27 protein-coding genes are annotated in these 25,796 nt (G+C 67.4%); 9 read left to right on the top strand and 18 right to left on the bottom strand.

Annotation, left to right across the window (positions count from 1 at the left end):
* Window positions 1-38: 38 nt before the first annotated feature.
* The gene (locus CHB86_RS15230; protein WP_217898320.1) at window positions 39-500 is read right to left on the bottom strand and encodes an Lrp/AsnC family transcriptional regulator; all 462 of its coding nucleotides are present in this window, start codon (window positions 498-500) and stop codon (window positions 39-41) included.
* Between the two features lie 153 nt (window positions 501-653).
* Here CHB86_RS15230 and ald point away from each other — a divergent pair, with 153 nt between their 5' ends.
* Window positions 654-1,772 carry an alanine dehydrogenase gene (gene ald / locus CHB86_RS15225; protein WP_089233905.1) on the top strand — a complete coding sequence of 373 codons (1,119 nt, stop codon included), beginning with the start codon at window positions 654-656 and terminating at the stop codon, window positions 1,770-1,772.
* A 27-nt stretch (window positions 1,773-1,799) separates the two neighbouring features.
* On the opposite strand, the gene CHB86_RS15220 is transcribed toward ald, so the two are convergent.
* Together CHB86_RS15220 and CHB86_RS15215 are read right to left on the bottom strand one after the other, a co-directional pair.
* The gene (locus CHB86_RS15220) at window positions 1,800-3,455 is read right to left on the bottom strand and encodes a peptidoglycan-binding domain-containing protein (RefSeq protein ID WP_089233904.1); all 1,656 of its coding nucleotides are present in this window, start codon (window positions 3,453-3,455) and stop codon (window positions 1,800-1,802) included.
* Between the two features lie 84 nt (window positions 3,456-3,539).
* Window positions 3,540-4,763: a phenylacetate--CoA ligase family protein gene (locus CHB86_RS15215; RefSeq protein ID WP_089233903.1), complete on the bottom strand. Its 1,224-nt coding sequence runs from the start codon at window positions 4,761-4,763 to the stop codon at window positions 3,540-3,542.
* 264 nt (window positions 4,764-5,027) lie between these two features.
* Between CHB86_RS15215 and CHB86_RS24670 the strand changes: the two genes are divergently transcribed.
* Window positions 5,028-6,473 (top strand): M8 family metallopeptidase, encoded by a 1,446-nt coding sequence (locus CHB86_RS24670; RefSeq protein WP_176442874.1) that lies wholly within the window; start codon window positions 5,028-5,030, stop codon window positions 6,471-6,473.
* Between the two features lie 49 nt (window positions 6,474-6,522).
* Here the strand turns inward: CHB86_RS24670 and CHB86_RS15200 are convergent, their stop codons facing one another.
* From CHB86_RS15200 to CHB86_RS15170, 7 genes are all read right to left on the bottom strand, one after another.
* Complete coding sequence (locus tag CHB86_RS15200) at window positions 6,523-7,353, bottom strand: ABC transporter ATP-binding protein (protein WP_089233900.1); 831 nt, start codon at window positions 7,351-7,353, stop codon at window positions 6,523-6,525.
* A gap of 74 nt (window positions 7,354-7,427) precedes the next feature.
* Window positions 7,428-8,717: an ABC transporter substrate-binding protein gene (locus CHB86_RS15195; RefSeq protein WP_089233899.1), complete on the bottom strand. Its 1,290-nt coding sequence runs from the start codon at window positions 8,715-8,717 to the stop codon at window positions 7,428-7,430.
* 87 nt (window positions 8,718-8,804) lie between these two features.
* On the bottom strand, window positions 8,805-9,881 hold the full coding sequence (locus CHB86_RS15190) for a branched-chain amino acid ABC transporter permease (protein ID WP_089233898.1): 1,077 nt from the start codon (window positions 9,879-9,881) through the stop codon (window positions 8,805-8,807).
* The gene (locus CHB86_RS15185) at window positions 9,881-10,150 is read right to left on the bottom strand and encodes a hypothetical protein (RefSeq protein ID WP_089233897.1); all 270 of its coding nucleotides are present in this window, start codon (window positions 10,148-10,150) and stop codon (window positions 9,881-9,883) included. The genes CHB86_RS15190 and CHB86_RS15185 overlap by 1 nt, the downstream gene beginning before the upstream one ends.
* A gap of 55 nt (window positions 10,151-10,205) precedes the next feature.
* The gene (locus CHB86_RS15180) at window positions 10,206-11,159 is read right to left on the bottom strand and encodes a branched-chain amino acid ABC transporter permease (protein ID WP_089233953.1); all 954 of its coding nucleotides are present in this window, start codon (window positions 11,157-11,159) and stop codon (window positions 10,206-10,208) included.
* A 192-nt stretch (window positions 11,160-11,351) separates the two neighbouring features.
* Window positions 11,352-12,110 (bottom strand): ABC transporter ATP-binding protein, encoded by a 759-nt coding sequence (locus CHB86_RS15175; RefSeq protein ID WP_089233952.1) that lies wholly within the window; start codon window positions 12,108-12,110, stop codon window positions 11,352-11,354.
* A gap of 166 nt (window positions 12,111-12,276) precedes the next feature.
* Window positions 12,277-14,253 carry an AMP-binding protein gene (locus tag CHB86_RS15170; protein ID WP_245837989.1) on the bottom strand — a complete coding sequence of 659 codons (1,977 nt, stop codon included), beginning with the start codon at window positions 14,251-14,253 and terminating at the stop codon, window positions 12,277-12,279.
* Window positions 14,254-14,512: 259 nt separating this feature from the next.
* On the opposite strand from CHB86_RS15170, the gene CHB86_RS15165 reads away from it, so the two are divergent.
* Complete coding sequence (locus CHB86_RS15165) at window positions 14,513-15,079, top strand: L,D-transpeptidase (protein ID WP_089233896.1); 567 nt, start codon at window positions 14,513-14,515, stop codon at window positions 15,077-15,079.
* Window positions 15,080-15,181: 102 nt separating this feature from the next.
* Here the strand turns inward: CHB86_RS15165 and CHB86_RS15160 are convergent, their stop codons facing one another.
* Window positions 15,182-15,736 carry a L,D-transpeptidase gene (locus tag CHB86_RS15160; protein WP_089233895.1) on the bottom strand — a complete coding sequence of 185 codons (555 nt, stop codon included), beginning with the start codon at window positions 15,734-15,736 and terminating at the stop codon, window positions 15,182-15,184.
* Window positions 15,737-15,916: 180 nt separating this feature from the next.
* On the opposite strand from CHB86_RS15160, the gene CHB86_RS15155 reads away from it, so the two are divergent.
* Window positions 15,917-16,540, top strand: coding sequence for a hypothetical protein (locus CHB86_RS15155; protein WP_089233894.1), 624 nt, complete (start codon window positions 15,917-15,919; stop codon window positions 16,538-16,540).
* A gap of 46 nt (window positions 16,541-16,586) precedes the next feature.
* Here the strand turns inward: CHB86_RS15155 and CHB86_RS15150 are convergent, their stop codons facing one another.
* Window positions 16,587-17,243 carry a peroxiredoxin gene (locus CHB86_RS15150; RefSeq protein ID WP_089233893.1) on the bottom strand — a complete coding sequence of 219 codons (657 nt, stop codon included), beginning with the start codon at window positions 17,241-17,243 and terminating at the stop codon, window positions 16,587-16,589.
* A gap of 161 nt (window positions 17,244-17,404) precedes the next feature.
* On the opposite strand from CHB86_RS15150, the gene CHB86_RS15145 reads away from it, so the two are divergent.
* Entirely contained in the window at window positions 17,405-18,844 is a 1,440-nt protein-coding gene (locus CHB86_RS15145; RefSeq protein ID WP_089233892.1) for an aldehyde dehydrogenase family protein, read from the top strand.
* A gap of 94 nt (window positions 18,845-18,938) precedes the next feature.
* Here CHB86_RS15145 and CHB86_RS15140 read toward each other — a convergent pair whose 3' ends face one another.
* Genes CHB86_RS15140 through CHB86_RS15125 form a run of 4 tightly spaced genes read right to left on the bottom strand, consistent with a single transcriptional unit; the run spans window position 18,939 to window position 21,565 of the window.
* Window positions 18,939-19,577 carry an RluA family pseudouridine synthase gene (locus CHB86_RS15140; protein ID WP_089233891.1) on the bottom strand — a complete coding sequence of 213 codons (639 nt, stop codon included), beginning with the start codon at window positions 19,575-19,577 and terminating at the stop codon, window positions 18,939-18,941.
* Window positions 19,574-19,957 (bottom strand): GFA family protein, encoded by a 384-nt coding sequence (locus tag CHB86_RS15135; protein WP_089233890.1) that lies wholly within the window; start codon window positions 19,955-19,957, stop codon window positions 19,574-19,576. The genes CHB86_RS15140 and CHB86_RS15135 overlap by 4 nt, the downstream gene beginning before the upstream one ends.
* Window positions 19,950-20,405, bottom strand: coding sequence for a GAF domain-containing protein (locus tag CHB86_RS15130; RefSeq protein WP_089233889.1), 456 nt, complete (start codon window positions 20,403-20,405; stop codon window positions 19,950-19,952). The genes CHB86_RS15135 and CHB86_RS15130 overlap by 8 nt, the downstream gene beginning before the upstream one ends.
* Window positions 20,405-21,565, bottom strand: a complete 1,161-nt coding sequence (locus CHB86_RS15125; protein ID WP_089233888.1) for a thiolase family protein — start codon at window positions 21,563-21,565, stop codon at window positions 20,405-20,407. Before CHB86_RS15125 ends, CHB86_RS15130 begins: the two co-directional genes overlap by 1 nt.
* A 93-nt stretch (window positions 21,566-21,658) precedes the next feature.
* On the opposite strand from CHB86_RS15125, the gene CHB86_RS15120 reads away from it, so the two are divergent.
* Window positions 21,659-22,003 (top strand): STAS domain-containing protein, encoded by a 345-nt coding sequence (locus CHB86_RS15120; RefSeq protein ID WP_089233887.1) that lies wholly within the window; start codon window positions 21,659-21,661, stop codon window positions 22,001-22,003.
* A 113-nt stretch (window positions 22,004-22,116) separates the two neighbouring features.
* Window positions 22,117-22,557 carry an ATP-binding protein gene (locus tag CHB86_RS15115; RefSeq protein WP_176442892.1) on the top strand — a complete coding sequence of 147 codons (441 nt, stop codon included), beginning with the start codon at window positions 22,117-22,119 and terminating at the stop codon, window positions 22,555-22,557.
* Between the two features lie 541 nt (window positions 22,558-23,098).
* Here CHB86_RS15115 and hspQ read toward each other — a convergent pair.
* A complete protein-coding gene (gene hspQ / locus CHB86_RS15110) occupies window positions 23,099-23,425 on the bottom strand; it encodes a heat shock protein HspQ (RefSeq protein WP_089233885.1) in 327 nt (108 codons plus the stop codon).
* An 82-nt stretch (window positions 23,426-23,507) separates the two neighbouring features.
* On the opposite strand from hspQ, the gene CHB86_RS15105 reads away from it, so the two are divergent.
* Both CHB86_RS15105 and CHB86_RS15100 read left to right on the top strand, forming a co-directional pair.
* Window positions 23,508-24,389, top strand: coding sequence for an AEC family transporter (locus CHB86_RS15105; protein ID WP_089233884.1), 882 nt, complete (start codon window positions 23,508-23,510; stop codon window positions 24,387-24,389).
* A gap of 117 nt (window positions 24,390-24,506) precedes the next feature.
* Entirely contained in the window at window positions 24,507-25,091 is a 585-nt protein-coding gene (locus tag CHB86_RS15100) for a transglycosylase SLT domain-containing protein (protein WP_089233883.1), read from the top strand.
* 21 nt (window positions 25,092-25,112) lie between these two features.
* Here CHB86_RS15100 and CHB86_RS15095 read toward each other — a convergent pair whose 3' ends face one another.
* Window positions 25,113-25,706, bottom strand: coding sequence for a LolA family protein (locus CHB86_RS15095; protein WP_089233950.1), 594 nt, complete (start codon window positions 25,704-25,706; stop codon window positions 25,113-25,115).
* Between the last annotated feature and the right edge of the window lie 90 nt (window positions 25,707-25,796).

Below are 25,796 nucleotides of genomic sequence, written 5' to 3'. Positions count from 1 at the left end.
GCATCCGGCCGGGGCCGCCCATCGCGCGGCCCCGCGCCTCACCCCGGCACCGGATAGCCGCGCCACCCCTTGATCGAGCGCAGCGCGAAGCTGGTCTGCATCCCCGACACCCCCGGCAAACGGCCAAGGCAATTGCGGTGGATGTTGTCGTAATCGGCGACGTCCCGCGCCACGATCCGCAGGATGTAATCCGCAGTCCCTGTGGTCAGCACGCATTCCAGGATCTCGTCGTAGAGCATCACCGCGCGTTCGAAGGCGTTCATCGCCTCCTGGCTCTGCGAGGTCAGAGTGATCTCGACGAACACCAGCAGATCGAGCCCCAGCGCCTTGGGATTCACCCGCGCCGAATAGCCGTCGATCAGCCCCCCCGCCTCCAGCAGTTTGACCCTCCGGTGGCAGGCCGAGGTGGACAGCCCGATCCGCTCGGCCAGCTCCGCCACGGGGATGTTCGACTCCCTCTGCAATTCCCGAAGAATCTGCGCATCGAAGCGGTCCAGCATGTGGTTCACCTATTTCCCCTCAACGTCGGAAATTTTACCGCACAGCCCGGAGGATGCACACAAAATTCGAAACTCCCGCGGAACCGCCTCCGGTATCATTGTTGCATTTGCATCGAACGACACACGCAACCAGAACAGGGAAGCAACAGGGCCATGAAGATCGGTGTCCCAAGGGAGATCAAGAACCACGAGTACCGCGTCGGGCTGACGCCGGAATCCACCGCCGAGCTGGTGGCCCACGGCCATACCGTGCTGGTCGAGACCGGCGCGGGGCTCGGCATCGGCGCGGATGACGAGGCCTACCGGGCCGCCGGCGCACAGATCGCCCCCGGTGCCGCCGAGGTCTTTGGCGAGGCCGCGATGATCGTGAAGGTCAAGGAGCCGCAGGCCGCCGAATGTGCCATGCTGCGCAAGGGCCAGCTGCTCTACACCTATCTCCACCTGGCGCCGGACCCGGACCAGACCCGCGCGCTGCTCGCCTCCGGCGCGACCGCCATCGCCTACGAGACCGTCACCAGCGCCTCGGGCGGCCTGCCGCTCCTGAAACCGATGAGCCAGGTCGCGGGCCGGATGTCGATCCAGGCCGGTGCCACGGCGCTGGAAAAGGCCCATGGCGGCCGCGGCGTGCTGCTCGGCGGCGTGCCGGGCGTCGCACCGGGCCGTGTCGTCGTCCTTGGCGGCGGCGTGGTCGGTTTCAACGCCGCGCAGATGGCCGTGGGCCTCGGCGCCGACGTGACCATCCTCGACCGCAACCCCGAGGTGCTCGAACGCCTCGCCACCCATTTCGAGAGCCGCGCCAAGACGGCCTATTCGACCCGCACCCGCGTGGCCGAGCTGATCGCCGAGGCCGACCTCGTGATCGGTGCCGTGCTGATCCCCGGCGCCGCGGCGCCCCAGCTCGTCACCCGCGCCGACCTCGCGACGATGAAGCAGGGCGCGGTGCTGGTCGATGTCGCCATCGACCAGGGCGGCTGTTTCGAGACCTCGCGCGCCACCACCCATGCCGAACCGACCTACGAGATCGACGGCATCGTGCATTACTGCGTCGCCAACATGCCCGGCGCGGTGGCCCGCACCTCGACCTACGCGCTCAACAACGTCACCCTGCCCCATGCCCTGCGCATGGCCGACCTCGGCTGGCAGGAGGCGCTGCGCCGCGACACGCACCTTCGCAACGGCCTGAACGTCTGGAACGGGCAGATCACCTGCGAGGCCGTGGCCGATGCGCTCGGCTACGACCTGCACAGCGCCGAGGATGCGCTGGCCGCCTGAGCCGGCGCGGACGGGTCCGGGCGCGCCTCAGCGCCCGGTCCCGAACAGGCTCCCGAAATCCGACAGCATCGCGACCACGGTCTCCTCGCCGACATAGCCTGTCGGCTGCAGCCCGCGGCTGCGCTGGAACCGGCGGATCGCCGCGCGGGTGTCGTCGTCGAACGTGCCGTCGACCAGCCCCGGATCATGCCCGAGCTGCTCCAGCCGGCGCTCGATCACCATCCGCGAGGTCGGTGTCATCTGCAGCGCCGCTTCGGCCGCCTGCGCCGCCTTGTCCGCCTCGCTGCCGGCGCCCTCAAGAGCCTCGATCCGCTCCCGCGCCGTCTCGGCCCGCGCGCCATCCGGATGGGCCTCGAGATAGGCGCGATAGGCGGTGACCGTGCCGGCCTTGCGCGCCGCGGCCCAGTCCTGCCGGTCCTGCCGCGCCGCGACCTCCTGCGCCTCCGCCTCGATCCGCGCCAGGCGCTCCCGCGCGATCGGCGCAAACAGCCCGTCGGGATAGCGGTCGAGATAGGTCCGGAGCCCGGCCTCGTCCGCGCCCTCGTTCAGCGCCGCCCAGGTCTCCCGGTCGGCCTTCTCGCGCTCGAGCTGGGCCCGGCGCTCCTCGGCCTCGATCTCCGCCTGCCGGCGCTCCGCCTGGAATGCCAGCCGGCCGATCTGCCGCTCGTTCAGGTAGCTCGTGGACGGGAAACCGTTCGCCGTCTGGAACCGCGAGATCGCGGCCCGGCTCGCCGGCCCGAAGACCCCGTCCGCCCCGCCGGGCTCATGCCCGAGCACGGCGAGGTTCTCCTGGATGACCCGGCGCGAGGCCCGGTCCAGCTCCAGCGCCTCCTCGATCAGCCGCGCATCCCGGTCGGGCTCGTTCCGGATCTTCTCGACCGCGGCGCGCGCCTCGGTGGCAAAGAACCCCTGCGGATAGCGCTGCAGATAGCCCTCGTAGGCCGCCACGCTGTCCTGCGCCTGCGCCGCCTGCCAGAGTGCCCGCTCCACCTCGGCCGCGTTCGGCGGCGCCGGCGGGCGCTCCGCCCCGAGCGGCAGGAACTCCACCGCCTCCGACAGGAACCCCGCCCCGGCAACACCGCTCGACGCGGCGATCGCCTCCGGCAGGGTCCGCCCCTCCTGCAACAGCTGGTTGGCGACGAAATCGGCGACCTGCTCCGCGCCGCCCTGTACCAGCGTCACCCCCTGCGGCGGTTCCGCCTCCGGACCGGCGCTCAGCCCGTCGCCCGGAGCGGCCACGGCCGTGGCATTGCCGAGCGCGACCACCGACCGCCCCGGCACCCGCGCCGCGATCTGCAGCACCGTCTCGATGGACAGCCCCACGTCATCCGCCGTCGCCAGGTCCGGCATCCGCTCCAGCCCGTCCACCAGCAGCCAGCTCCGGCCGCCGCCACTGACGAAGCTGCCCGACAGGTGCACCAACACCCGTTCCTCCTGCGCCAGGTCGCGCATGAAGGTCGACAGCGCCGCCCGCATCTCGGCGATCGAGCCCGCATCCGCGGTGATCACCTCGAATCCCGCGCGCCGCAGCGCCTCCGCCGTGTCGGTCACCTCCGGGGTCCGCAGCAGCCCGCGCCGCTGCGCCTCCGGCGCGCCGATCACCAGCGCCCGGTCGGCCGCCGCCGGCAGCGCGACCGTACAAGCCAGCCCGGCGAGCACGGGCAGCATCATCAGCCTTTTCATTCTTGTCTCCGCAAACCTGCCAATGCCTCAAACTGTAAGCATGCGGCGCAGGTTATTGAATAGCAGCGCGGGGAACGCCCGGCTTCAGTCGTAAGTCCGCCGATCCTCGATCACGACACCGTCCTTGGGCAGGTCCCCCGGCGCCAGAACCTCGACCGATCCGCGCAGCTTCAGCAGGTCGTGCACGTCCTCGGCATATTCGGTCCAGTCGCCGCCCTCGGCCTCGATCTGCACGTGCAGCTTGTCCATCTCGTCCTCGCGGGTCACGATCACCCGCGCCTTGTGGACATGGCTGTGCCGCGCCACCAGCGCCGCCACCTGCTCCGGCCGCACGAACATGCCCTTCACCTTGGTCGTCTGGTCGGCCCGGCCCATCCAGCCCTTGATCCGCGCATTGGTCCGCCCGCAGGGGCTCTCGCCCGGCAGCCAGGCGCTCATGTCGCCGGTGGCGAAGCGGATCAGCGGGTAGTCGGGGTTCAGCGAGGTCACCAGGATCTCGCCCACCTCGCCCGGCCCCACCGGATCGCCGGTGCCGGGGGTGACGATCTCCACGATCACGCCCTCGTCCACGATCATCCCCTCCATCGCCTCCGATTCGTAGGCGACGTTGCCGAGATCGGCCGTGGCGTAGCATTGCAAGCAGGTGATCCCCCGGTCGGCATAGGCCTGGCGCAGCGACGGGAAGAGCGCCCCGCCCGACACCGCGGCCCGCGCGATCCGGAGCTCCACGCCCAGCTCGTCGGCCCGCTCCAGGATCACCTTCAGGAAATCGGGCGTGCCGGCATAGGCCGTGGTGCCGACATCCGCCGCCGCGCGCACCTGCAGCTCGGTCTGCCCGGTGCCCGCCGGCAGCACCGCCGCGCCCACGGCCCGCGCCCCGCTCTCGAACATCGCGCCCGCCGGGGTCAGGTGATAGCCGAAGCAGTTCTGCACGATGTCGCCCTTGCCGATCCCCGCGGCATGGAGGAACCGGCCCAGCCGCCACCAGTCCGGCGCGCTGACCATGCCGGGCTCGTAGAGCGGCCCGGGCGACTGGAAGATATTGTCGAAGCCGTGCGCCGGCCGCGCCGCGAACCCGCCCAGCGGCACCACCGCCGACTGCTTCGCCCCGAGCTCCGACTTGCGCAGCACCGGCAAGGCGGCGAGCGCCGCCGCATCCACGATCTTGCCCGGATCGACCTCGGCCAGCGTCTCCGCGTAGCCACTCAGCGCCTTGGCGGCCGCGATCTGCCTTGGCAGCGCCTCCGCCAGCGCCGCCGCCCGCTTGTCCGCCGACCGCGTCTCCAGCTTGTCGAAATGTCTGGCCATCTCCCACTTTCCTCCGTGCTGCCCGCTGTGGCCGCCATCGGCAGTCCGGGGCCTTGCGTCTCCCCCGCCATCATCACGGCGGCACGGGCCCGGCGCAACTCCCTGCATGGGCATTCCCGCTCCGCGGCCGGCGCAGGTCATCTCCACGCCGACCGCCGCGGAATCGTTGCCACACAGGCCACAATCGCCAACCAACCACCCTGACAATCCGCCCTTCGGCGCCAAATCCCGGCGAAAATGCCGCGGAATTTTGCGACACATGCAATGCGTGCAATCCTTACCCAGGGGCAACTGGAGGAGACCACCGAGATGCGCGCGACCCCGGAACACGAGCTGCTGTCACAGCCCGGCCAACTGAACTTCGGACCGGAGGACGGATCATCGTCGCCCGAAGCCGGCGCCGGGTCCGAACCACGCGCACCGCAGGCCCTGTCGGAGCTCTTCGCGAGGCTCCAGACCCCGGTCGATGCCTTCCTCTTCGACAGCGCATCGGAGAACACCAGCGACGACGAGGCGTTCCTGCCGCAAACCGCCTGGTCCGCTGTGCCCGCCCCCGCGTCCCTCGACCTGCCGCCCCCGGGCTCGCCGACCGATGACCTCGGCAACGCCAAGCCCGAGAAGGATCCCGATGCCCCCGGCGGTGGCAACGGCGGTGGCGGCGGCGGAAACGGCGGTGGCGGTGGCGGCGGTAAAGGCGGCGGCAAGGGCGGCGGCGGCGGCCCGACCGAACCGCCGACAGCAACCACGCCCTTCTGGTCGACCACCCTCGGCGACGCGGATGCCGACGGCGTCGATCACTACAACATCACCATCGAGTTCTACGGAACCGACAGCCTCTGGGGCGCAGTCGGCGACGCCGCCAGCGGCTTCTCCGGCGGCTTCATCGACGCCTTCGTCGGCGCCGCCGAGTTCCTGACCTCGATGATCCGCCTCGGCTACGGCGACAGCGGCTACACCGGCCCCTACGCCGATATCGAGGCCGGGCAGGCCGGCGAGAGCCGCAACGCCGACGACCTTGTCATCGAGGCCTATCTTACCGATATCGACGGCACCGGCGGCATCCTCGGCCGTGCCGGCCCCTACGACCTGCCCGACGCCGATGGCGACGAGGTCTACGAAGGCTTCCCCACGGCCGGCCTGATGGAATTCGACAGCGCCGACGCCGCCGACCTACTGGACGGCGCCGCGCTCGGCGGGCTCTGGAACGACACGGTGCTGCACGAGATGATGCACGTGGTGGGCTTCGGCACGCTCTGGGACCAGCCGACCGAGGGCGGCACGGTCTCCGGCTGGGACGCCCTGGTCGGCGACCAGATCTACGTCGACGACCAGGGCACCGCGAACCCCTTCGACGACAACCGCGCCTATCTCTACAGCGGCGACACCGAGGCGACCGCGGAACTGGCCGGCCACCCGGAGTTCAGCGGCAATCTCTGGGTCGAGGCCGACGGCGGCGCCGGCACGGCGCGCGGTCACTGGGACGAGGGCGTCTATGACAACGAGATCATGACCGGCTACATCAACAGCCTGGACGACGGGATGAATGCCGGCGCGAACTACATGGCGGACTTCACCGTCGCCGCCTTCGCCGACCTCGGCTACACGCTCGACACCGGCGCGGACGGACAGGTCAACTACGACGCCATCGCCGCCTCCGGAACCCACTTCCTGGAAACCGGCGAGGTGCTGGACTGGACCACCTTCGCCTGAGACAGGTTCGACGGGCCGCGATGGCCCCGGCCCGTCCCCTGCTCCCGCCTCAGCTCAGCCAGCGCTTGCGGCGGCGATAGGAGCGCACGTCTCGGAACGACTTGCGCCCCTCGTCGCCCACCCCGAGATAGAATTCCTTCACGTCCGGGTTCTCGCGCAGCTCCGCCGCCGGCCCGTCCATCACCACGCGGCCCGATTCCAGGATGTAGCCGTAATGGGCGTACCGCAGCGCCACGTTCGTGTTCTGCTCGGCCAGCAGGAAGCTCACGCCCTCCCCCTCGTTGACCGATTTCACGATCTCGAAGATCTGCTCCACCAGCTGCGGCGCCAGCCCCATCGACGGCTCGTCGAGCAGGATCGTCTCCGGCCGGCTCATCAGCGCCCGCCCGATCGCGCACATCTGCTGCTCGCCGCCCGAGGTATAGCCCGCCTGGCTCCTGCGCCGCTCCTTCAGCCGGGGGAAGTAGGAATAGACCATCTCCAGGTCGGCATCGATCGCCCCCTTGCCGTCGCCGCGGGTATAGGCGCCGGTCAGCAGGTTCTCCTCGACCGTCAGGTGCTCGAAGCAGTGCCGCCCCTCCATCACCTGGATCACCCCGCGCTTCACCAGCTTGGCCGGGTCCAGGTCCTGCACCACCTCGCCACGATAGCGGATCGAGCCCTTCGTCACCTCGCCGCGCTCCGAGTGCAGCAGGTTCGAGATCGCCTTCAGCGTCGTCGTCTTGCCCGCGCCATTGCCGCCGAGCAGGGCAGTCACCCCGCCCCGGGGCACGCTGAGCGACACCCCCTTCAGCACGAGGATCACGTGATTGTAGATCACCTCGATATTGTTCACCTCCAGAAGCAGGTCTTTGCTCTCGGCGGGGGCGGCATCCAGCATGGCGGTCTTCTTCCTGGCAGAAATACCCAAATCCCGCCGGCAGCCACCCGGGGCCGCCGGCGGGGGTCGTCACGTCACTCGCAGGCTTCGTTCATCGGCCAGGGCGCGTTCGCCTCGGCGTATTCGGCGGATTTCTCCTCCTCCAGCGGCGCGATGAAGGCCGCGTCGGCCATCAGCAGGTCGCTGGCCTGGACGAACTTCTCGCCGTCCCATTCCAGCATCCAGCCGCCCGAATGCCCGGTGTGATCCGAGCACGAGGTCTTGAACGGCGGCACCATGCCGGTCATCCCCAGTTCCTCCAGCCGCTCGGCGGAGATGTCGAGGTTCTCCAGCCCCCAGCGCAGCTCCTCGGCATTGATCTCGCCCTTGCCGAAATTGTCCTGCGCGGCCTTGATGCCCTCGGCCAGGATCATCGAGATCACCAGCCCGCGCTGGTAGAACACGCTGTTGAGATCCTCCTGCTGGCTCAGCCCGGCATCGACCACGTGGGTCTTGATGTCGGCCATCACCGGCGCGTCGGGCTGCGGCATCGACCAGGAGATCGACTTGTAGCCCTTGCCGTCGGCGCCGACCTGCTTGAGGTCCTCGTCATGCCCGGCCCACCAGACGCCGATGAACTGGTCCATCGGGTACTTGGTCTTGACCGCCTCGGTGATGGCGCCGGCGTTCATCGCGCCCCAGCCCCACATCACCACGTTGTCCGGCCGCTCGCGGCGGATCTGCAGCCACTGCGCGGACTGGTTCTGCATCTCCTTCAGGCCGACCGGGATCGGCACCAGCTCGAAGCCGTATTCCGCCGCCATCGCCTCCAGCACCGGGATCGGCTCCTTGCCGAACGGATGGTCGAGGTGCAGCAGCACGATCTTCTTGCCGCTGAGCGAGCCCATGTCGCCGCCCGCGATGTACTGCATGATCATCGAGGCCGCGTCCCAGTAGGAGGCCGGCGGGTTGAACGCCCACTGGAACACCTTGCCGTTGGCCATCGGCGAGAAGCCGTAGCCCGGCGCCAGGATCGGGATGTTGTCGGTGTTGGTCTTCGGCAGCACCTGCAGCGTGATGCCGGTCGACCAGGGCTGGGTCACCACGGCCTGCGCCTTGGTCCGCTCGTAGCATTCCACGCCCTTCTCGGTGGAATAGCCGGTCTCGCATTCGTCGAAATCGATCGGCACGCCGCCGATGCCGCCATCGCGCGCGTTGAGCATCGCCATGTAATCGGCCTGCCCGTTCATCAGCGGAATGCCCGTCGCCGCGAAGGGCCCGGTGCGATAGCTGAGGTTCGGGGTATAGATCCCTTCCGCGAACACCGGGGCGGCGAGCCCGAGGCTCAGCGCGCCGGCCATCGCCAGCTTGGTAAAGGTCTTCATGTCTTTCCTCCCTGAATGAACATGTTCGACGTCTCGTTTGCGCGGGTGCTCCTCCCGGATGTCACCTGTCTCCTCGTGCCGCCCCCCTCAATGCGGGAACGGCCAGATGATCAGCTTCTCCCGGATCAGCCGCCACAGCGCGTTCAGCCCGTGCGGCTCGATGATGAGGAAGAAGATGATCAGGCTGCCCACGATCATGATGTTGAGATGCTCCAGCAGCGCCGATTCCACCTCGATCCCGAGCGCCCGCGGCACCGTGTTCAGCACGACCGGCAGGCCGACGATCAGGATCGCCCCGAGGTAATTGCCGAGGATCGATCCCAGCCCCCCGATGATCGCGATGAACAGCACCCGGAACGACAGCGGAATGTCGAAGAGGTTCGGCTCCGCCGCCCCCCGCCACATGAACACGAACAGCGCCCCCGCCACGCCCACGATATAGGACGACACCGCGAAGGCCGTGAGCTTGGAGCGCATCAGGTTGATCCCGATCAGCTCGGCCGCGATGTCCATGTCTCGCGTCGCCTTCCAGGTCCGGCCCAGGTTGCCGCGCGTGAGGTTGATGGCGAGATAGGTCAGCAGGCTCACGATGGTCAGCACCACGTAATACTGCGTCATCGAGCTGGCCTGCGGCCCGGCCACGTAGAGACCGAAGATATCGAGGTTCGGCACCTGGATCGCGCCCGAGGCGTTGTAGTTGTAGAGCCAGGCCCATTTCTCGAACAGCCAGACCAGGAAGAACTGCGCCGCCAGCGTCGCGATGGCGAGGTAGAAGCCCTTGATCCGCAAGCTCGGGATGCCGAACATCACCCCCACGCCCGCCGAGAATACCCCCGACAGCAGGATCGCCACCACCGGGTTCAGCCAGGGCATCAGCGTGACCATCTTGTAGCAGGCATAGGCGCCCACCCCCATGAAGGCCCCGGTCCCCAGCGACAGCTGCCCGGCAAACCCCGTCAGGATGTTCAGCCCGAGCGCGGCCAGCGAATAGATCAGGATCGGCGTCAGCAGCGTCTGAAAGGTGAACTCGCTCGCGGTGAGCGGAAACACCACCCAGGCGCAGATCAGGATCACGCCGAGCAGGAAGGCGTCCTGCCTGATCGGAAACAGCGCCTGATCGGTCCGGTAGGACGTCTTGAACTGGCCGGCAGTGCGATAGAGCATCAGGTGGGTTCCCCGGCATCGGCGTATTTCTCGGGCTCCCGGAGCTGCTCCGGCACCGCCTTGTTAGGCCGCCGCGCGTAACCGGTCCGCTCGCTGTGCCGCACCAGCCACATGTAGGCCCAGATCCCCGCCGCGGCGCCAAGCGCGGCAAGGATCATCGCCACGACCACCTGCCCGCCGGCCTCGGACCCGCCCGTCAGCGCGAGGTAGCCGAAGGCCCAGAAGCCCGACCACGCCACGACGTTCAGGATCGCTATCAGCTTTGCCACGTCATCCTCCTCCCAAAGAGCCGCGCCTCCTCCGGCGCGGCCGCCTTCGTCTCCGTCACACCCGCTCGATGATCTTTTCGCCGAACAGGCCCTGCGGCCGGAACAGCAGCACGATCAGCGCCAGCACATAGGCAAACCAGCTCTCGGTGTTGCCCCCCAGCAGCGGCCCGCCCCAGTAGATCTCGAACATCTTCTCCAGCATCCCGATCATCAGCCCGCCGATGATGGCCCCGGTGATGGATTCGAGCCCGCCCAGCATCAGCACCGGCAGCGCCTTGTAGGCGATCACCTCCAGCGCAAAGGACACGCCCGCGCGGCTGCCCCAGGCGATGCCAGTCACCAGCGCGATGATCCCGGCGATGAACCAGACCAGCACCCAGACCGTCTGCAGCGAGATGCCCACCGACAGCGCCGCCTGGTGATCGTCTCCCAGCGCCCGGATCGCCCGTCCCATCCGCGTCTTGTTGAGAAAGAGCAGCAGCGCCGTCACCAGCAGCACCGCCACGACCACCGCCGTGATGTCGATATGCTGCAGGATCAGCAGCCCGCCGAAGGGCTCCAGCACGATATCGCCGGTGGGAATCCCCAGCTCCTCGGTGATCATCTGCTTGTTCTCGCCGCCAAAGATGATCTCGCCGAAGCCGATCAGGAACAGCGTGATGCCGATGGTCGCCATGAACAGGATGATGTCCGGCTGCCCGACCAGCGGCCGCAGCACCACCCGCTCCACCGTGACCGCCAGCCCGAACATCACGCCGAGCGTCAGCACCACCGAGATCCAGGCCGGCACCCCCATCTCGTGCAGCCCCACCAGCGTCAGCGCCGCGAACACCACCATGATGCCCTGCGCGAAGTTGAAGATCCGGCTGGAGCGATAGATCAGCACGAAGCCGAGCGCGATCAGCGCGTAGAGCACGCCTGACACCAGCCCCTCCCAGAGCACCTGCATCAGGAAGTCCGGCGCCTCCACCATCTCGGCGAAGGGCGCGACGAAGATCTTGTTCAGCAACTCCATGCCGTACCTTCCGCTGTCTGTCTGGATTTCCGGTCACAACCGGCGGTCGAAACGACCGGACCGGCGGTCATTCCGGCCTTCCGCGGCCCGACGGCCCCGGATTCCGGGATCGCGGCCGCCGCCCCCGTGGAAAACGACCGCGGTCCCGGTCGTTTCGACCGGCACTTGTGCGCAAAACGCCCGGGATCACTCATGCGGCACCCCCAGGTAGGCGTCGATCACGTCCTGGTTGGAGCGCACCTCGTCCGGCGTGCCGTCGCCGATCTTCTTGCCGTAATCCATCACGACAACCCGGTCGGAGAGGTCCATCACCACCCCCATGTCATGCTCGATCAGCGCGATGGTGGTGCCGAATTCGTCATTCACATCAAGGATGAAGCGGGACATGTCCTCCTTCTCCTCGACGTTCATCCCCGCCATCGGCTCGTCCAGCAGCAACAGCGACGGCTCGGCGGCCAGCGCCCGCGCCAGTTCCACCCGCTTCTTCAACCCGTAGGGCAGCCGCCCCACCGGGGTCTTGCGGATCGCCTGGATCTCGAGGAAATCGATAATCTTTTCAACCTGTTCCCGGTTGAAGACCTCCTCCCGCTCGGCCTTCCCCCACCAGATCGCCTGCTCCCAGAGCGACGCCTTCATATGCGTCAGCCGCCCGGTCATGACGTTGTCGAGCACCGTCATCCCCTCGAACAGCGCGATGTTCTGGAACGTCCGCCCGACGCCCATCCGGGCCACCTCGTAGGGCTTCATCGACGGCCGCGGCGCCCCCTTGTACCAGACCTCGCCCTCCTGCGGATGGTAGAAGCCACTGATAACATTGAGCATCGAGGACTTCCCCGCGCCGTTCGGCCCGATGATCGCCCGGATCTCGCCCTCCCGGATGTCGAAGGAGATGTCCTTGATCGCCTCCACCCCGCCAAACCGCAGCGTGATGTTGCGCATCTCCATCAGCACATCGCCGATCTGCCGCCCGTCGGCGGTCACGTAGGGCTCCGCAGGCACGCTCACGACAGGCCTCCCGCCGCCCGGAAGAGCCGCTCCGGCCCCATCTTCTTGGCAAAAATACCCATTTCCGACAGATGGTTGCGCGCGCGCCGCCCCGTGGTCTCCCCGATCATTCCGCTGCCATCCCCTGCGATTTCCCGACCGGCGCCGTCGCGGCATCCACCAGCTTCAGCGTCGCCGAGATGCTGCCCTTGCGCCCGTCCTCGTAGGTCACCTCGGTGGTGGTGAAGATGCTTTCCGAACCGTCGTAAAGCGCCGCGATCAGGTCGGCGTATTTCTCCTCGATGATCCGCCGCCGCACCTTGCGGGTCCGCGTCATCTCGCCGTCGTCGGCGTCCAGTTCCTTGTGCAGCACCAGGAAGCGATGGATCTGGCAAGCCGAGAGCATCGGGTCCTGCGCCACCGACCGGTTCACGTCCTCGACATGAAACCGTATCGTTTCCAGCACCTTGGGGTGGCCTGCCAGCTCCTGGTAGGAGGCATAGGCAATGTTGTTGCGCTCGGCCCAGTTGCCCACGGCGGTCAGGTCGATGTTGATGAAGGCGGTGCAGTAGTCGCGGGCATTGCCGAAAACCACGGCCTCCAGAATGTCGGGAAAGAACTTCAGCTTGTTCTCGACGTACTTGGGCGCGAACAGGCTGCCGTCGGCCATCTTGCCCACGTCCTTGGCCCGGTCGATGATCCGCAGGTGGCCGCTGCCTTCCTCGAAGAACCCGGCATCGCCGGTGGCGACCCAGCCCTCGGCATCCTTGGTCGAGGCCGTGCTTTCCGGGTTCTTGTAGTATTCCACGAAGGTGCCGGGCGAGCGGTAGAAGATCTCGCCGGTCTCGTCGATGCGGATCTCAACCCCGGGCGACACCACGCCCACGGTATCGGCGCGCACCTCGTTGTCCGGCTGCTGGGCGATGAAGACGCTCGCCTCGGTCTGGCCGTAGAGCTGCTTGAGGTTGATCCCGAGCGACCGGTAGAACTCGAAGATCTCCGGCCCGATCGCCTCGCCCGCGGTATATCCCACCCGCACCCGGCTGAACCCGAGCGCGTTCTTCAGCGGCCCGAAGACGGCGAATTCTCCAAGCGCATAGCGCAGCCGGTCGATCGGCCCCACCGGCTTGCCGTCGAGGATCGCGGGGCCGACCCGCCGGGCCAGTGCCATGTAATGCCGGAACAGCCAGCGCTTGACCGAACCGGCGTCCTCCATCCGGATCATCACGCTGGTCAGCTGGCTCTCGAACACCCGCGGCGGTGCGAAGAAATAGGTCGGTGCGATCTCGCGGAGGTCGGTCATCATCGTGTCCGCGCTCTCCGGGCAGTTCACGCAAAACCCGTTCCAGTAGGCCTGCCCCATGGCGAAGATGAAATCGCCCACCCAGGCCATCGGCAGGTAGGCGAGGATCTCGTCCTCGGCCCGCAGATGGTCGAACTCGGAGGAGTTCTTCGAGGTCTCGATGATGTTGCGGTTCGACAGCACCACGCCCTTGGGCTTGCCGGTCGTCCCGGAGGTATAGAGCATCACGCAGGTGCTGTCGTAGCTCAGCTCCGCCTCGCGCCGGTGCAGCTCCTCCTCGTGGCGGTAATGCGAGGCCTTGCCCTCGTCGCGGATGTCGCGCAGCCAGTTCAGGTGCTCGTGGTCGTATTTCCGCATGCCCCGCTTGTCGTGGTAGAGCACGTGCTCGATCTGGTGGAGCCGCTCCTGGATGTCGATCACCTTGTCGACCTGCTCCTGGTCGCCGCAGACCACGAACCGCGCTCCGCAATGCTCCAGCACATAGGCCATCTCCTCGGCCACCGCGTCCTGGTAGAGCGGCACCGGCACCGCGCCGCACATCTGCGCCGCAACCATCGACCAGTAGTGATCCGGCCGGTTGCGCCCGATGATGGCCACGTGATCCCCGCGCTCCATCCCGAGCGCCAGGAAGCCCATCGCCAGCCATTCGATTTCCTGCAGGGTCTCGGCCCAGGTCCAGCTCTGCCAGATCCCGTATTCCTTCTCGCGATACGCGGTGCGCGTGCCGAACTCGCGCGCGTTGCGCCTCAGGAGCGCAGGAACAGAACACAGATCGCCCGCAGGCGTTGTGGTCGCAGTCAAAAGATGTCCTCCCCTGGTGCCGTTGCGGACACCGCGGCCTTTTCGGCCTTGGGGGTCAGTATAGGACGGGGATTCGGGGAGTCGTCAAATCTTTTTTGAACATGCGTTCAAATAAGCGCCTGGCAGCCTTGCCGGTAGCATTGAACTGCTGCAACACCCGCGCCCGCTCTTGCAGGCGGTTGCGCGCACGCCCTTCGAAGCCGGTGGAATTTCCTGTATCCCCGACGGGCATTCGATCATGACGAAGGGGCAGTCACCAATGATCAGCCGCAGAAGTTTCCTCGCGAGCGCCGCCGCCGCATCGGCCGCGATGCCGCTCCCGGCCTTTGCCGCGACCCAGACCTCGACCAAGCTGCCGAAGAAATTCCGGCCGCAGGTGGTCAAGGTTTCCAAGGAGTATCCGGCGGGCGAGATCCACGTCCTGACCGACGACCACTTCCTGTTCTGGACCCTCGGCGACGGCAAGGCGATGCGTTACGGCATCGCCGTCGGCGCGCCGGGCCGCAATTTCAAGGGTGTCGCCGAGATCCGCCGCAAGGCCGAATGGCCGAGCTGGACGCCGACCGCCAGCATGATCGCCGCAGAACCGCAGGTCTATGCCAAGTGGCGCAACGGCCTGCCCGGCGGCCACGAGAAGAACCCGCTCGGCGCCCGCGCGCTCTACCTTTACCAGGGCAACCGCGACACGCTCTACCGCATCCACGGCACGCCGCAGCCCTGGACCATCGGGCGTTCCTTCTCCTCCGGCTGCATCCGGCTGCAGAATGCCCATGTCGAGGAGCTTTACGAACACGTGCCGCTAGGAACGCGGGTCGTGGTCTACTGACCAGGCCGCCCCCGGCCCTTCACCTGTCCGGACAAATCCTCGGAGGGCGCGCCGCAAGGCGCCTGGGGGCAGACAGCCCCCTCCCCGGCCGCCGCGCGCGCCTCAGTGGAAAGTGACGCTCGTCCCCACCGGCACCCGGTCATAGAGATCGACGATATGGTCGTTGTGCAGCCGGATGCAGCCCGACGACACCGACCGACCTATCGTCCAGGGCTGCGGCGTGCCGTGGATGCGGTACATGGTGTCCCGTCCGCCGCGATAGAGATAAAGCGCACGCGCCCCCAGCGGGTTCTCCGGCCCGCCCGGCATCCCCGAGGCCCACTTGGCATAGATGTGCGGCTCGCGCCGGATCATGTTGGCGGTCGGCGTCCAGCTCGGCCATTCCGCCTTGCGCCCGACATAAGCCGACCCGGAAAGGTTGCGCCCCTCGGTGCCGATCGCCACGCCATAGCGGATCGCCTGCTCCGGGGCGACGATGTAATAGAGGAAATGCCGCCCGAGCTCGATGTGGATGTCGCCGGCCACGAAGCCGGGGCGCACCCGGACGACCCGGGCCCGGAGGGACTTGTCGAGCTGGAAATCCTCCTGCGCACGCAGGAGACCCGGCGCGGCAAGGGCGGCGAGACCGGTGGCGAGGAAACGTCGTCTGGCGGGCATCGGCTTCTCCAGGGCTCTGGCTGACAGGGCACTCCATCCACTCACCACGCTGTCGCAAAGACTGCCACCCGGACCGGGATGGCGCAACCGTGCGGTTTCCGGCACGCCCCGACCATATTCGGGCCACAGTCGCGCGATGAGATGGGGCAGTGGGAGGGGCGGTCCAGTCGGGAGCCTGAAGTGACGCCGGAATTTGCGAAAGACATGGCCGTCTGGATCCATTTCATGGGTCTGGTGCCCGGTCTCCTTTATGCCCTTGCGGCCGATGCGACCGCGATGCGCAGCCTGCGGCGTCCGCTGGCGGCCGAGGAGCTTCGGCAACTTCGCGACTTCCACCTGATCATCTCGCTTGCGCTGCTGTTGCTCTGGGCCAGCGGCCTCGCGCTGCTCTGGCTCAAGCTCGGCCCCGGCGGCGGCAGCCTGACACCCAAGCTCATGGTCAAGCTCGCTGTCGTCTGCACGCTGACGGCCAATGCCGTGGCGATCGGGCGGATCGGCCTGACCGGGCTGGGATCGCGCCCGCTGCTGCGCTTCGGCGACTATCCCGCCGCCTTCCGCATCCGCCTGGGCCTTATCGGCGGTCTCTCCGCCGCCTGCTGGATCTCGGCCTTTGCCCTGGGAATGTTCGTGCCGCTGGCGAGCATGGATTTCGGCCAGCTGGTCCTCCGGCTCGTTCCGGTTTTCGCGCTCTGCCTCGCCGGTGGCCTCGCGATTGCCTACGTGGCGCGCGGCCTGGACCGCCGGCTCGCCGCGCTCCGCGAAGCCGCGATGCCCGGCCCCTCCGACCCGCTGCCCTCGTCGTGAGGTCGGCCCCGCGGGGAGCGGGACCGACCCGGTTTGCCGGTGGCGATCAGACCGGCGAACGCGTCTTGCGCAGGTAGGGCAGCACCGCGTCGAACTCGCCGAACTTCTCCTTGGCCGCCGCGTCGTCCAGCGACAGGGCGACGATCACGTCCTGCCCCATAGTCCAGTTGGCCGGGGTGGCGATCGGGGTCTGGTAGGTCGCCTGCAGCGCGTCGAGCGCCCGCAGCACCTCGGCGAAGTTGCGTCCCACCGACATCGGGTAGGTCATCGTCAGCTGCAGCTTCTTGTTCGGCGCGATGATCATCACCACCCGCACCGAGGCGCTGTCCGCCGCCGTGCGGCCGTCGGGCAGGTAGGCGTCGGCGGGCAGCATGTCGAGCTGCTTGGAGATCGTCAGGTCGTCATCGGCGATGATCGGGAAGGTCACCGGGCTCTCGGCCACTTTCTCGATGTCGCCGATCCACTTCTTGTGCTCCTCGACGCCGTCGACCGACAGGCCGATCACCTTGGTGCCCCGCTTCTCCCATTCCTCGGCGAGCTGCGCCACGGCGCCGAACTCGGTGGTGCAGACGGGGGTGAAATCCTTCGGATGCGAGAACAGAATCGCCCAGCTGTCGCCGATCCAGTCGTGGAACGAGGCAATCTCGCCCTGGCTCGTCGTGAGTTTCAGATCAGGCATAGTGTCGTTTATGCGCAGGCCCATGCTCGGGTCTCCTTCATGATTGGAAATGATCGCGTCCGCGGTGGCGAATATCGCTGCCTCGCCCTTAGATATATTCCAGACTCAGGAAAGAAACCCCCATCTTGCGACCCGCCCCAAGCGGTGACAGTGTGTCGCAAAATTCAAGACGGGAAGGATATCCCATGATCGAGAAACGCCAGTTCTACATCAACGGCGCCTGGGTGGACCCGGCCGCGTCGCGCGACTTTCCGGTGATCGACCCCTCCACCGAGGAGGAGGTCGCGGTGATCTCGCTCGGCGACAAGGCCGACACCGATGCCGCCGTCGCCGCCGCCAACGCCGCCTTCGAGACCTGGTCCCAGACCGACCCGGCCGAGCGCATTGCCGTGGTCGAGAAGATCCTCGAGATCTACAACGCCCGCGCGGAGGACATGGCCCAGGCCATGACCACCGAGATGGGCGCGCCGCTCAAGCTCTCCCGCGAGGACCAGGTCGGCGCCGGCAGCTACCACATCAAGAACTTCATCCGCGCCGCGAAGGAGTTCGACTTCGTGCGGATGCTGCGTCCCGATGCGCCGAACGACCGGATCATCCTGGACCCGATCGGCACCGTGGCGATGATCACGCCCTGGAACTGGCCGATGAACCAGGTGACGCTCAAGGTCATCCCGGCGCTGCTCACCGGCTGCACCATGGTGCTGAAGCCCTCCGAGATCGCGCCGCTCTCCTCGATCCTGTTCACCGAGATCCTCGACGAGGCCGGCGTGCCCGCGGGTGTCTACAACATGGTGAACGGTGACGGCGTCGGCGTCGGCAGCCAGCTTTCCGCCCATCCGGGCGTCGACATGGTGAGCTTCACCGGCTCCACCCGCGCCGGCATCGCGATCTCCAAGGCCGCAGCCGACACGATCAAGCGCGTGAGCCTGGAACTCGGCGGCAAGGGCGCGAACCTGGTCTTTGCCGATGCGGACGAGGATGCCGTCCGCCGCGGCGTCGCCCACATGATGGAAAACACCGGCCAGTCCTGCAACGCGCCGAGCCGGATGCTGGTGGAACGCTCGATCTATGACGACGCGGTCGAGATCGCGCGCGAGACCGCCGAGAACACCGGCGTCGCGAATGCCCACGACGACGGCGATCACATCGGTCCGCTGGTCAGCCAGATGCAGTGGGACAAGGTGCAGGGCCTGATCCAGAAGGGCATCGACGAAGGCGCGCGGCTGGTGGCCGGCGGCCTCGGCCGGCCCGACGGGCTGAACCGCGGCTACTTCGCCCGCCCCACGGTCTTCGCCGACGTGACCAACGACATGACGATCGCCCGCGAGGAGATCTTCGGCCCGGTCCTGTCGATGATCCCCTTCGACACCGAGGAAGAGGCCGTCCGCATCGCCAACGACACCGTCTACGGCCTCACCAACTACGCCCAGACCCAGGACCCCGACCGCCTGCGGCGCATGGCCCGCAAGCTGCGCTCCGGCATGATCCACCTGAACGGCAAGTCCCGCTCCGCGGGCGCGCCCTTCGGCGGCATCAAGCAATCGGGCAACAGCCGCGAGGGCGGCGCCTGGGGGCTGGAGGATTTCGTCGAGGTCAAGGCGGTCGGCGGCTACCCGGCCGAGTGACCGACCGGGAGGGGCGGCGCGCCCGCCCTTCTCCTGGCTCCAATACCCGCGGGGGGAGCGCCGCACGGCGCGGGGGGCAGACAGCCCCCCTCCCTCAGAACGGGCAGGGCGCAACGAACTCCATCGGCGCCCCGCCGTCGGGATGCCGCAGCCCCAACCGTTCGGCATGCAGCATGAGCCGCGGCGCCACCCCATCGAAATACAGCGGATCGCCAAGGATCGGATGGCCGATCTCCGCCATGTGCACCCTGAGCTGGTGCGAGCGCCCGGTTTCCGGCAGCAGCGCGACCCGCGCCGCCTCCGCCTCCCGCTCCAGCACGCTCCAGTGCGTCCGCGCCGGCTTGCCGCGCGCGTGATCCACCATCTGTTTCGGCCGGTTCGGCCAGTCGGCGATCAGCGGCAGGTCGATCACCCCGCCCTCGGCCTCCGGATGGCCATGCACCCGGGCGATGTACCGCTTGGACATGTGCCGCCGCTCGAACTGGAGCCCCAGGTGCCGCTGCGCCGTCTTGGTGCGGGCAAACACCATGACCCCCGACGTGTCGCGGTCCAGTCGGTGCACGAGGAGCGTGCCGGGATAGGCCGTCTCGAGCCGGGCCAGCAGGCAATCGGCCAGGTGCGCCCCCTTCCCCGGCACCGACAGAAGCCCCGAGGGCTTGTCGACCACCAGCAGCTCCGCATCCATGTGCAGCACGACCGGCGGCCCGGCGGGCGGATCGTAGGTGTCGCTCACGGCTCTTGCGGCACCCCGTCGGCGATCTCGTAGTAATCGCCCTTGCCGCCACAGAAGATATGTTTCTCGAGCCGCAACCCGGTCGCCCCGTCGAGCGAGCCGAGCGAGACCGAGATCGTCTCCTCGTCCAGCGCCCGCCAGAACAGGAAGGACCCGCAGTCCGGGCAGAACCCGCGCCGCGCGCCCTCGCTCGCCGCATACCAGCGCACCGGTCCGCTGATCTCCACCGCAGCCAGGGGTGCCTGCGCCGAGGCCCAGACGTGCCCGGACTGGCGGCGGCACTGGCTGCAATGGCAGGCCGAAACCGAGCTCAGCGGCTCCGCGACGCGGTAGGTCACGCCGCCGCAAAGGCAGCCTCCGGTGCGGACCGGTTCAGCCACCGGCGAAGACCTTCTTCAGGATCCGCTCCAACCCGGCGGCATCGGCCTCGTCGAAGGCCGCCGGCTGGTCGCTGTCGATGTCGAGCACGGCGATCAGCGCACCGGAGGCATCCCGGACCGGCAGCACGATCTCCGACCGGGTGGAGGTGGCGCAGGCGATGTGCCCCGGAAAGGCCTCCACGTCCGCCACAAGCTGCACCTCGCCGGTCCGCGCCGCGGCGCCGCAGACACCGCGCGCGAAGGGGATCACCAGGCAGCCGTGCCCGCCCTGGTAGGGGCCGATCTTGAGCAGTTCCGGCGCGACCACCCGGTAGAAGCCGGTCCAGTCGAACCGGTCGTCGGCATGGTGGATCTCGCAGGCGAGCGTGGCCATCAGCGCGACCGCGTCGTCCTCGCCCTCGGTCAGAGCCAGGATCGTCTTTTCAAGCTCGGTGTAATCGACCCGCATCACGGCCTCTCTATTGCAATCGCAGTGCCCTCGCCGCCGCCAATGCAGATCGCCGCGACGCCCCGCTTCAGCCCGCGCTTCTCCAGCGCATTGAGCAGCGTCACCATGATCCGCGCGCCGGAAGCTCCGATCGGGTGGCCGAGCGCGCAGGCCCCGCCGTTCACGTTCATCTTCTCTCGCGGAATACCCATCTCGCGCATGAAGGCCATCGGCACAACGGCAAATGCCTCGTTGACCTCCCAGAGATCCACGTCCCCGACATCCCAGCCGATCTTCTGCAGCAGCTTCTGCGCTGCCGGGACCGGCGCGGTGGTGAACCAGCCCGGCGCCTGCGCGTGGCTGGCGTGCCCGAGAATGCGCGCTCGCACCGGCAGGCCGGCGTCTTCCGAGGCAAGCACCAGCGCCGCGGCCCCGTCCGAGATCGACGAGGCATTGGCCGCCGTCACCGTGCCGTCCTTGCGGAAGGCCGGTTTCAGATGCGGGATCGTCTCCGGGCGGGCCGCGCCGGGCTGTTCGTCCTCGTTCACTGTCACGTCGCCCTTCCGGCCCCTCACCAGCACAGGCGTGATCTCGGCGTCGAAAGCGCCGCTCTCCTGCGCCGCCAGCGCGTTCGACAGCGAGCCGAGCGCGTAGTCGTCCTGCGCCGTGCGAGTGAACTGGAAGTGCTCGGCGCAATCCTCGGCGAAAGTGCCCATAAGGCGGCCCTTGTCATAGGCGTCCTCCAGCCCGTCGAGGAACATGGAATCCTGGACCTGCTGGTGCCCGATCCGCGCGCCGCCGCGCATCTTGGGCAGCAGGTAGGGCGCGTTGGTCATGCTCTCCATGCCGCCCGCGGCGACCACGTCGGACTGGCCCAGGGCGATCTGGTCGAAGGCCATCATCGCCGCCTTCATCCCCGAGCCGCACATCTTGTTGAGCGTCGTGGCCGGCACCTCCTCGCCGAGCCCCGCGCCGAAGCCCGCCTGCCGTGCCGGCGCCTGCCCCTGCCCGGCCGGCAGCACGCAGCCCATGAGCAGTTCCTCGACCGTCGTCACGCCGGCCTGCCCGAGAGCGGCCTTCAATGCCGCCGCGCCGAGCTCCGGCGCAGGAAGCCCGGAAAACACCCCCTGAAAGCCACCCATCGCCGTCCGCGCCGCCCCGGAAATCACCACGTTACGCATATCGTCCTCCCCGTTTCAGCCGCGTGCATACCGAATGGTAAGGTTTATCGTCCAGCCTTGTTGCCGATTGGACCTGCCGCACTGGAGGAGCGCATGGAATTCGAGACTCGCACGGAAGGCAACGTTCTCAGGATCGATGTTCTGGCCACGCGGATCGATGCTGCCTGCGCCATCCAGTTCAAGGACAGGATGCGGGATCTCTGCGCTGATTGCCCGGAGCGGGTAGTGCTGGATCTCCAGCGGGTCGATTTCCTGGATTCGTCCGGCCTCGGCGCGGTGGTCGCCGCCATGAAGTTCCTCGGGAACGGCCGCAGGCTGGAACTTGCGGGGCTGACGCCCAAGGTGTCCAAGGTCTTTCGCCTGACCCGGATGGATTCGGTCTTCACCATTCACCAGTCCGCCGACGACGTGCTCGACAGCGGGAGCAGCGCCGCCTGATGGAAAGACGACGGGCATCCGGCACTCCGGGGCCATCTCGCACGGGACCGTCGGGGGCCGCATCCGGCCCAGGGCAGCCGGCGGCGGATTTCGGCCCCCGGCACGCCGGCCCGATGAAGGCACCGTGCCGCGGCTACCTCCACGAGCTCGTCGGCGATACGCCGGCCGAAGTACGGCGCGCCCTGCGCAGGATTATCCGATCCCTCGCGTCCCATGGGCTCTCGGCGGAGGATTGCGTGCATGCGGAGCTCGTGCTGGCCGAGATCATGAACAACGTCGTGGAGCATTCCTATCTCGGGCCGCTCTCGGGGGTGTTCAGCGTCGAGATCGCAATTCTCGCCACCGGGCTGAACGTGGTGGTGGAAGATGACGGTGCTCCGATGCCGGGCCTGCGGCTGCCGGCCAGCAGCCCCCACGACCTCTCGGTCGAGCTGCACGACCTGCCGGAGGGCGGGTTCGGATGGCTGATGATCCGGGAACTGGCCAGGGATCTCCACTACGAGCATCGCAAGGGGCGCAACCGGCTCCAGTTTCGGCTGGAGACCTCCTCGTGACCGGCTGCCTTGAAGATGTGCGCCACGCTGTCGCCGCAATCACACCGCAGGAATGCCCCGAATCGCGGGCATCCTGTCGACGTAGCTCCAAAAGGCTTCCCTCGACGCCGCGTGTTTTCAGCCCCCACCCAAAGCGCGGCGTCGAGGTCCTGCCTTTCCGAGGGACCTCTCCCCCACGTTCCGGAATACAGCGATCCAGCATCTCCACCCGGCATGCCGATTGCCTGCCATTCGGCGGAAACCCGTCCGGTTCCGAACCGTCAGTCCCGGCCCGCGACAGGGATCAACCGCCGGAAACGACACTTCACCTCGGACCGTTTGAACGGGTCGCGGACGGCGTCGGCGAAGAATGCTTCCCCCGGCGCCGTACGGGATCGTCCCTGGCAGGTCAGCTCCACACCACGGCTCCACCCTTCGACCAGCACAACGGAATCCTTGGCTCAAGGCACCGAAATCGCGAACATTTCCGGGTTCAGGGCGCAGTCACGAGGCCACCGGGCGCCGTTCTGACGCTCGCCACGATCCACAGTGTTCGCCCCGGTCAGTTCAGCTGGAAGTGCAGCGGATAAACACCGTCGCGGAATTCCCCAAACAGGTCCGGAAGGTCGGGATGATCGACAGGTTCCCCGGAATAATCCGGCACCAGGTTCTGTTCCGAGACATACGCCACGTAGTAGCTCTGATCATTCTCGGCCAGCAGGTGATAGAACGGCTGCTCCTTTTCCGGACGGCTTTCCTCCGGAATCGCATCATACCAGGCTTCGGTGTTGGAAAAGATCGCGTCGACATCAAAGACCACACCCCGGAAAGGATGCTTGCGGTGCCGAACAACTTGGCCCAAGTGATATTTGGCTTTACTCTTATGCATACACAAAGTCCCCACGATAAATGGGTACGAATTTGCGGGGCGTGAGTCCATCCGCCAGTGCCAGAATCATGGGAAACAGTGTGTGAACGCCCTCGTCACAGTCCTTGAAATCACCGCTCCCGTCTTTCTTCTGGCCGCCCTTGGCTATGGCTGGACCCGCATGGGCTGGGACTATCCGGTCTCCTTCATCACCCGTCTGGCGATGACGCTCGCCGTCCCCTGCCTGATCTTTACCGCCCTGATGACCTCGCCCGCGGACCCGGCCTCGCTGGCCGCGATCTCGCTCGCCGCGACGCTGGGCTACGTGCTGGTCGCGATCGTGCTCGCGGCCTTCATGCGTTTCGCGGGGCTCGACCGGCGCAGCCTGCTCGCGCCGATGATCTTCGGCAATACCGGCAACCTCGGCCTGCCGCTGGCCTTTTTCGCCTTTGGACAGGAGGGGCTCGGCCTCGGGGTGGCGGTGCTGGCGGTCACGACCATCGGGATGTTCACCCTTGGCTTGCTGCTGTTCTCGGGCGGCACCAACCCGGCCCGGGTGCTGCGCGAGCCGATGTTGATCGCGTCGTTGCTCGGCGGGCTGTTTCTCTGGCAGGGATGGCAGACCCCGCAATGGCTGACCAACTCGCTGGAGTTGATCGGGCAGATGGCGATCCCGCTGATGCTGCTGACGCTCGGCGTGGCGATGGGCAGCCTGCACCCCGGCGCGCTGGTCCGCTCGTTCGGGCTCTCGCTGGTCAAGCTGGTGGTTTCCGCCGGCGCCGGGATCGCCGCGGGGCTGGCCCTTGCCCTGCCCCCGGTGCCGATGGCGGTGCTGATCATCCAGATCATCACCCCGGTGCCGGTGACGGCCTACCTGCTCGCCGAGAAATACGATGCCGACGCCGAGGCGGTGGCCGGCCTCGTGGTTGTCTCCACGTTCCTGTCGGTCGCCATCTACCCCGTCGCGCTGGCGATCCTGCTGTAACACCCCACGAAAAATTGTGCTGTCGGGTCCGCGTGTTCTGCGTTCACCCCGGACGCGATTTCGCCTAGACTGGAAAAAAACGAGCAGATCAAAAAACAAATCGGATCGGACAGGCGGATGATCAGATCTCTATGCGCCTTGTGCCTCCTGGCGGTTCTTGCCGGCTGCGGGGGCGGAAACAAGGTATCTCCCAAGAACCTCGACAATGCCTGCAGCATCGTCGACCAGCGCCCCAAGTACCTGCGCGCCATGCGAAAGGCCGAGCGGAAGTGGGGCGTGCCCGTGCCGGTGCAGATGGCGATCATCCACCAGGAGAGCAAGTTCGACGGCGACGCACGGACCCCGTTGCAATGGCAGCTGGGCGTGATCCCGATGGGCCGTCAGAGCTCGGCCTACGGCTATTCCCAGGCGCTGGACGCCACCTGGGATCAGTACAAGACCGAAACCCGCAATCGCCGGGCGAAACGCAACGACATTCGCGACGCCACCGATTTCATGGGCTGGTACATGACCAAGACGCGGGACCGGAACGGCATCCCGCTCAGCGACGCGCGCCGCCAGTACCTCGCCTATCACGAGGGTTGGACCGGCTATTCCCGTCAGAGCTACAATTCGAAGGGGTGGCTGGTGAACGTGGCCGCGCGGGTCGGCGACCGGGCGGTCGTCTACGACCGCCAGCTCCGGGCCTGCGGCAAGATCTGACCGCAGGCCGTGGGCGCGCCCCTAGTTGCGGCGCGCCTCTTCGCGGATGATGTCGAACAGCGACGATGGCATCCGCGTGCCGGTCTGCAGCTCGCCGAGGATCACCGTGGTCTCGTCGCCGGCCCCGTCGGTGATGACCCACTGGCGCAGCTCGACCGGGTCCGGGGTGAACACCAGCCGGATCGTGCCGTATTCGGGGTTTTCCGGATCCTGGGCGACGACGCTCGTTGTCTTGCCGTCGGTGGTGTGGGCGACGACCATGCGCGCCTGGGAGAGGTTCACGTTCTTCTGCAGGATGATGCTGAGCGGCGTCTGGCGCAGCGGATACTGGGTCGAACCGGTGTTGGACTTGGCGTCGAAGATCGCCACCGTGCCGCCGCCGGCCATCACCAGCGAGTTGTCCGGCGGGTTGTATTCGAACCGCGCCCGCCCGGGCCTTTGGATATAGACCTTGCCGGTCGAGATCGTGCCGTCGGCATTGATCTGGGTGAACTCGCCGGAAGCGGTCTCGAACCCGTTGAGGTAGTTCGACAGCGCGTTCAGCGAGATCTTCTCCGCCGAGGCGGGACCCGCCAGCGTCAGCGTGAGCGCGAGAATGGAAGCAAGACGTTTCATCATGCTATCTGAGTATGGTCTCCCGCGGGCGCTTACCAGAGTGCTCGCTCTCAAAGCGGCGTGAACGGCGAAAGCCGGCCACCGCCCCGC

Source organism: Tropicimonas sediminicola (assembly GCF_900188335.1).
GTDB lineage: Bacteria > Pseudomonadota > Alphaproteobacteria > Rhodobacterales > Rhodobacteraceae > Tropicimonas > Tropicimonas sediminicola.
This window is presented reverse-complemented; position numbering and strand designations above follow the sequence as displayed.

Excerpts from the sequence above, each read along its gene's own strand:
- CHB86_RS15095 (WP_089233950.1), bottom strand. The coding sequence starts at position 25,706 with ATGAAACGTCTTGCTTCCATTCTCGCGCTCACGCTGACGCTGGCGGGT.
- CHB86_RS15175 (WP_089233952.1), bottom strand. The coding sequence starts at position 12,110 with ATGGAGATGCGCAACATCACGCTGCGGTTTGGCGGGGTGGAGGCGATC.
- ald (WP_089233905.1), top strand. The coding sequence starts at position 654 with ATGAAGATCGGTGTCCCAAGGGAGATCAAGAACCACGAGTACCGCGTC.
- CHB86_RS15220 (WP_089233904.1), bottom strand. The coding sequence starts at position 3,455 with ATGAAAAGGCTGATGATGCTGCCCGTGCTCGCCGGGCTGGCTTGTACG.
- CHB86_RS15200 (WP_089233900.1), bottom strand. The coding sequence starts at position 7,353 with ATGCTGGATGCCGCCCCCGCCGAGAGCAAAGACCTGCTTCTGGAGGTG.
- CHB86_RS15120 (WP_089233887.1), top strand. The coding sequence starts at position 21,659 with ATGGAATTCGAGACTCGCACGGAAGGCAACGTTCTCAGGATCGATGTT.
- CHB86_RS15150 (WP_089233893.1), bottom strand. The coding sequence starts at position 17,243 with ATGGGCCTGCGCATAAACGACACTATGCCTGATCTGAAACTCACGACG.
- CHB86_RS15215 (WP_089233903.1), bottom strand. The coding sequence starts at position 4,763 with ATGGCCAGACATTTCGACAAGCTGGAGACGCGGTCGGCGGACAAGCGG.
- CHB86_RS15160 (WP_089233895.1), bottom strand. The coding sequence starts at position 15,736 with ATGCCCGCCAGACGACGTTTCCTCGCCACCGGTCTCGCCGCCCTTGCC.
- CHB86_RS15195 (WP_089233899.1), bottom strand. The coding sequence starts at position 8,717 with ATGAAGACCTTTACCAAGCTGGCGATGGCCGGCGCGCTGAGCCTCGGG.
- hspQ (WP_089233885.1), bottom strand. The coding sequence starts at position 23,425 with ATGCATAAGAGTAAAGCCAAATATCACTTGGGCCAAGTTGTTCGGCAC.
- CHB86_RS15130 (WP_089233889.1), bottom strand. The coding sequence starts at position 20,405 with ATGCGGGTCGATTACACCGAGCTTGAAAAGACGATCCTGGCTCTGACC.
- CHB86_RS15230 (WP_217898320.1), bottom strand. The coding sequence starts at position 500 with ATGCTGGACCGCTTCGATGCGCAGATTCTTCGGGAATTGCAGAGGGAG.
- CHB86_RS15145 (WP_089233892.1), top strand. The coding sequence starts at position 17,405 with ATGATCGAGAAACGCCAGTTCTACATCAACGGCGCCTGGGTGGACCCG.
- CHB86_RS15125 (WP_089233888.1), bottom strand. The coding sequence starts at position 21,565 with ATGCGTAACGTGGTGATTTCCGGGGCGGCGCGGACGGCGATGGGTGGC.
- CHB86_RS15115 (WP_176442892.1), top strand. The coding sequence starts at position 22,117 with ATGAAGGCACCGTGCCGCGGCTACCTCCACGAGCTCGTCGGCGATACG.
- CHB86_RS15190 (WP_089233898.1), bottom strand. The coding sequence starts at position 9,881 with ATGCTCTATCGCACTGCCGGCCAGTTCAAGACGTCCTACCGGACCGAT.
- CHB86_RS15165 (WP_089233896.1), top strand. The coding sequence starts at position 14,513 with ATGATCAGCCGCAGAAGTTTCCTCGCGAGCGCCGCCGCCGCATCGGCC.
- CHB86_RS15100 (WP_089233883.1), top strand. The coding sequence starts at position 24,507 with ATGATCAGATCTCTATGCGCCTTGTGCCTCCTGGCGGTTCTTGCCGGC.
- CHB86_RS24670 (WP_176442874.1), top strand. The coding sequence starts at position 5,028 with ATGCGTGCAATCCTTACCCAGGGGCAACTGGAGGAGACCACCGAGATG.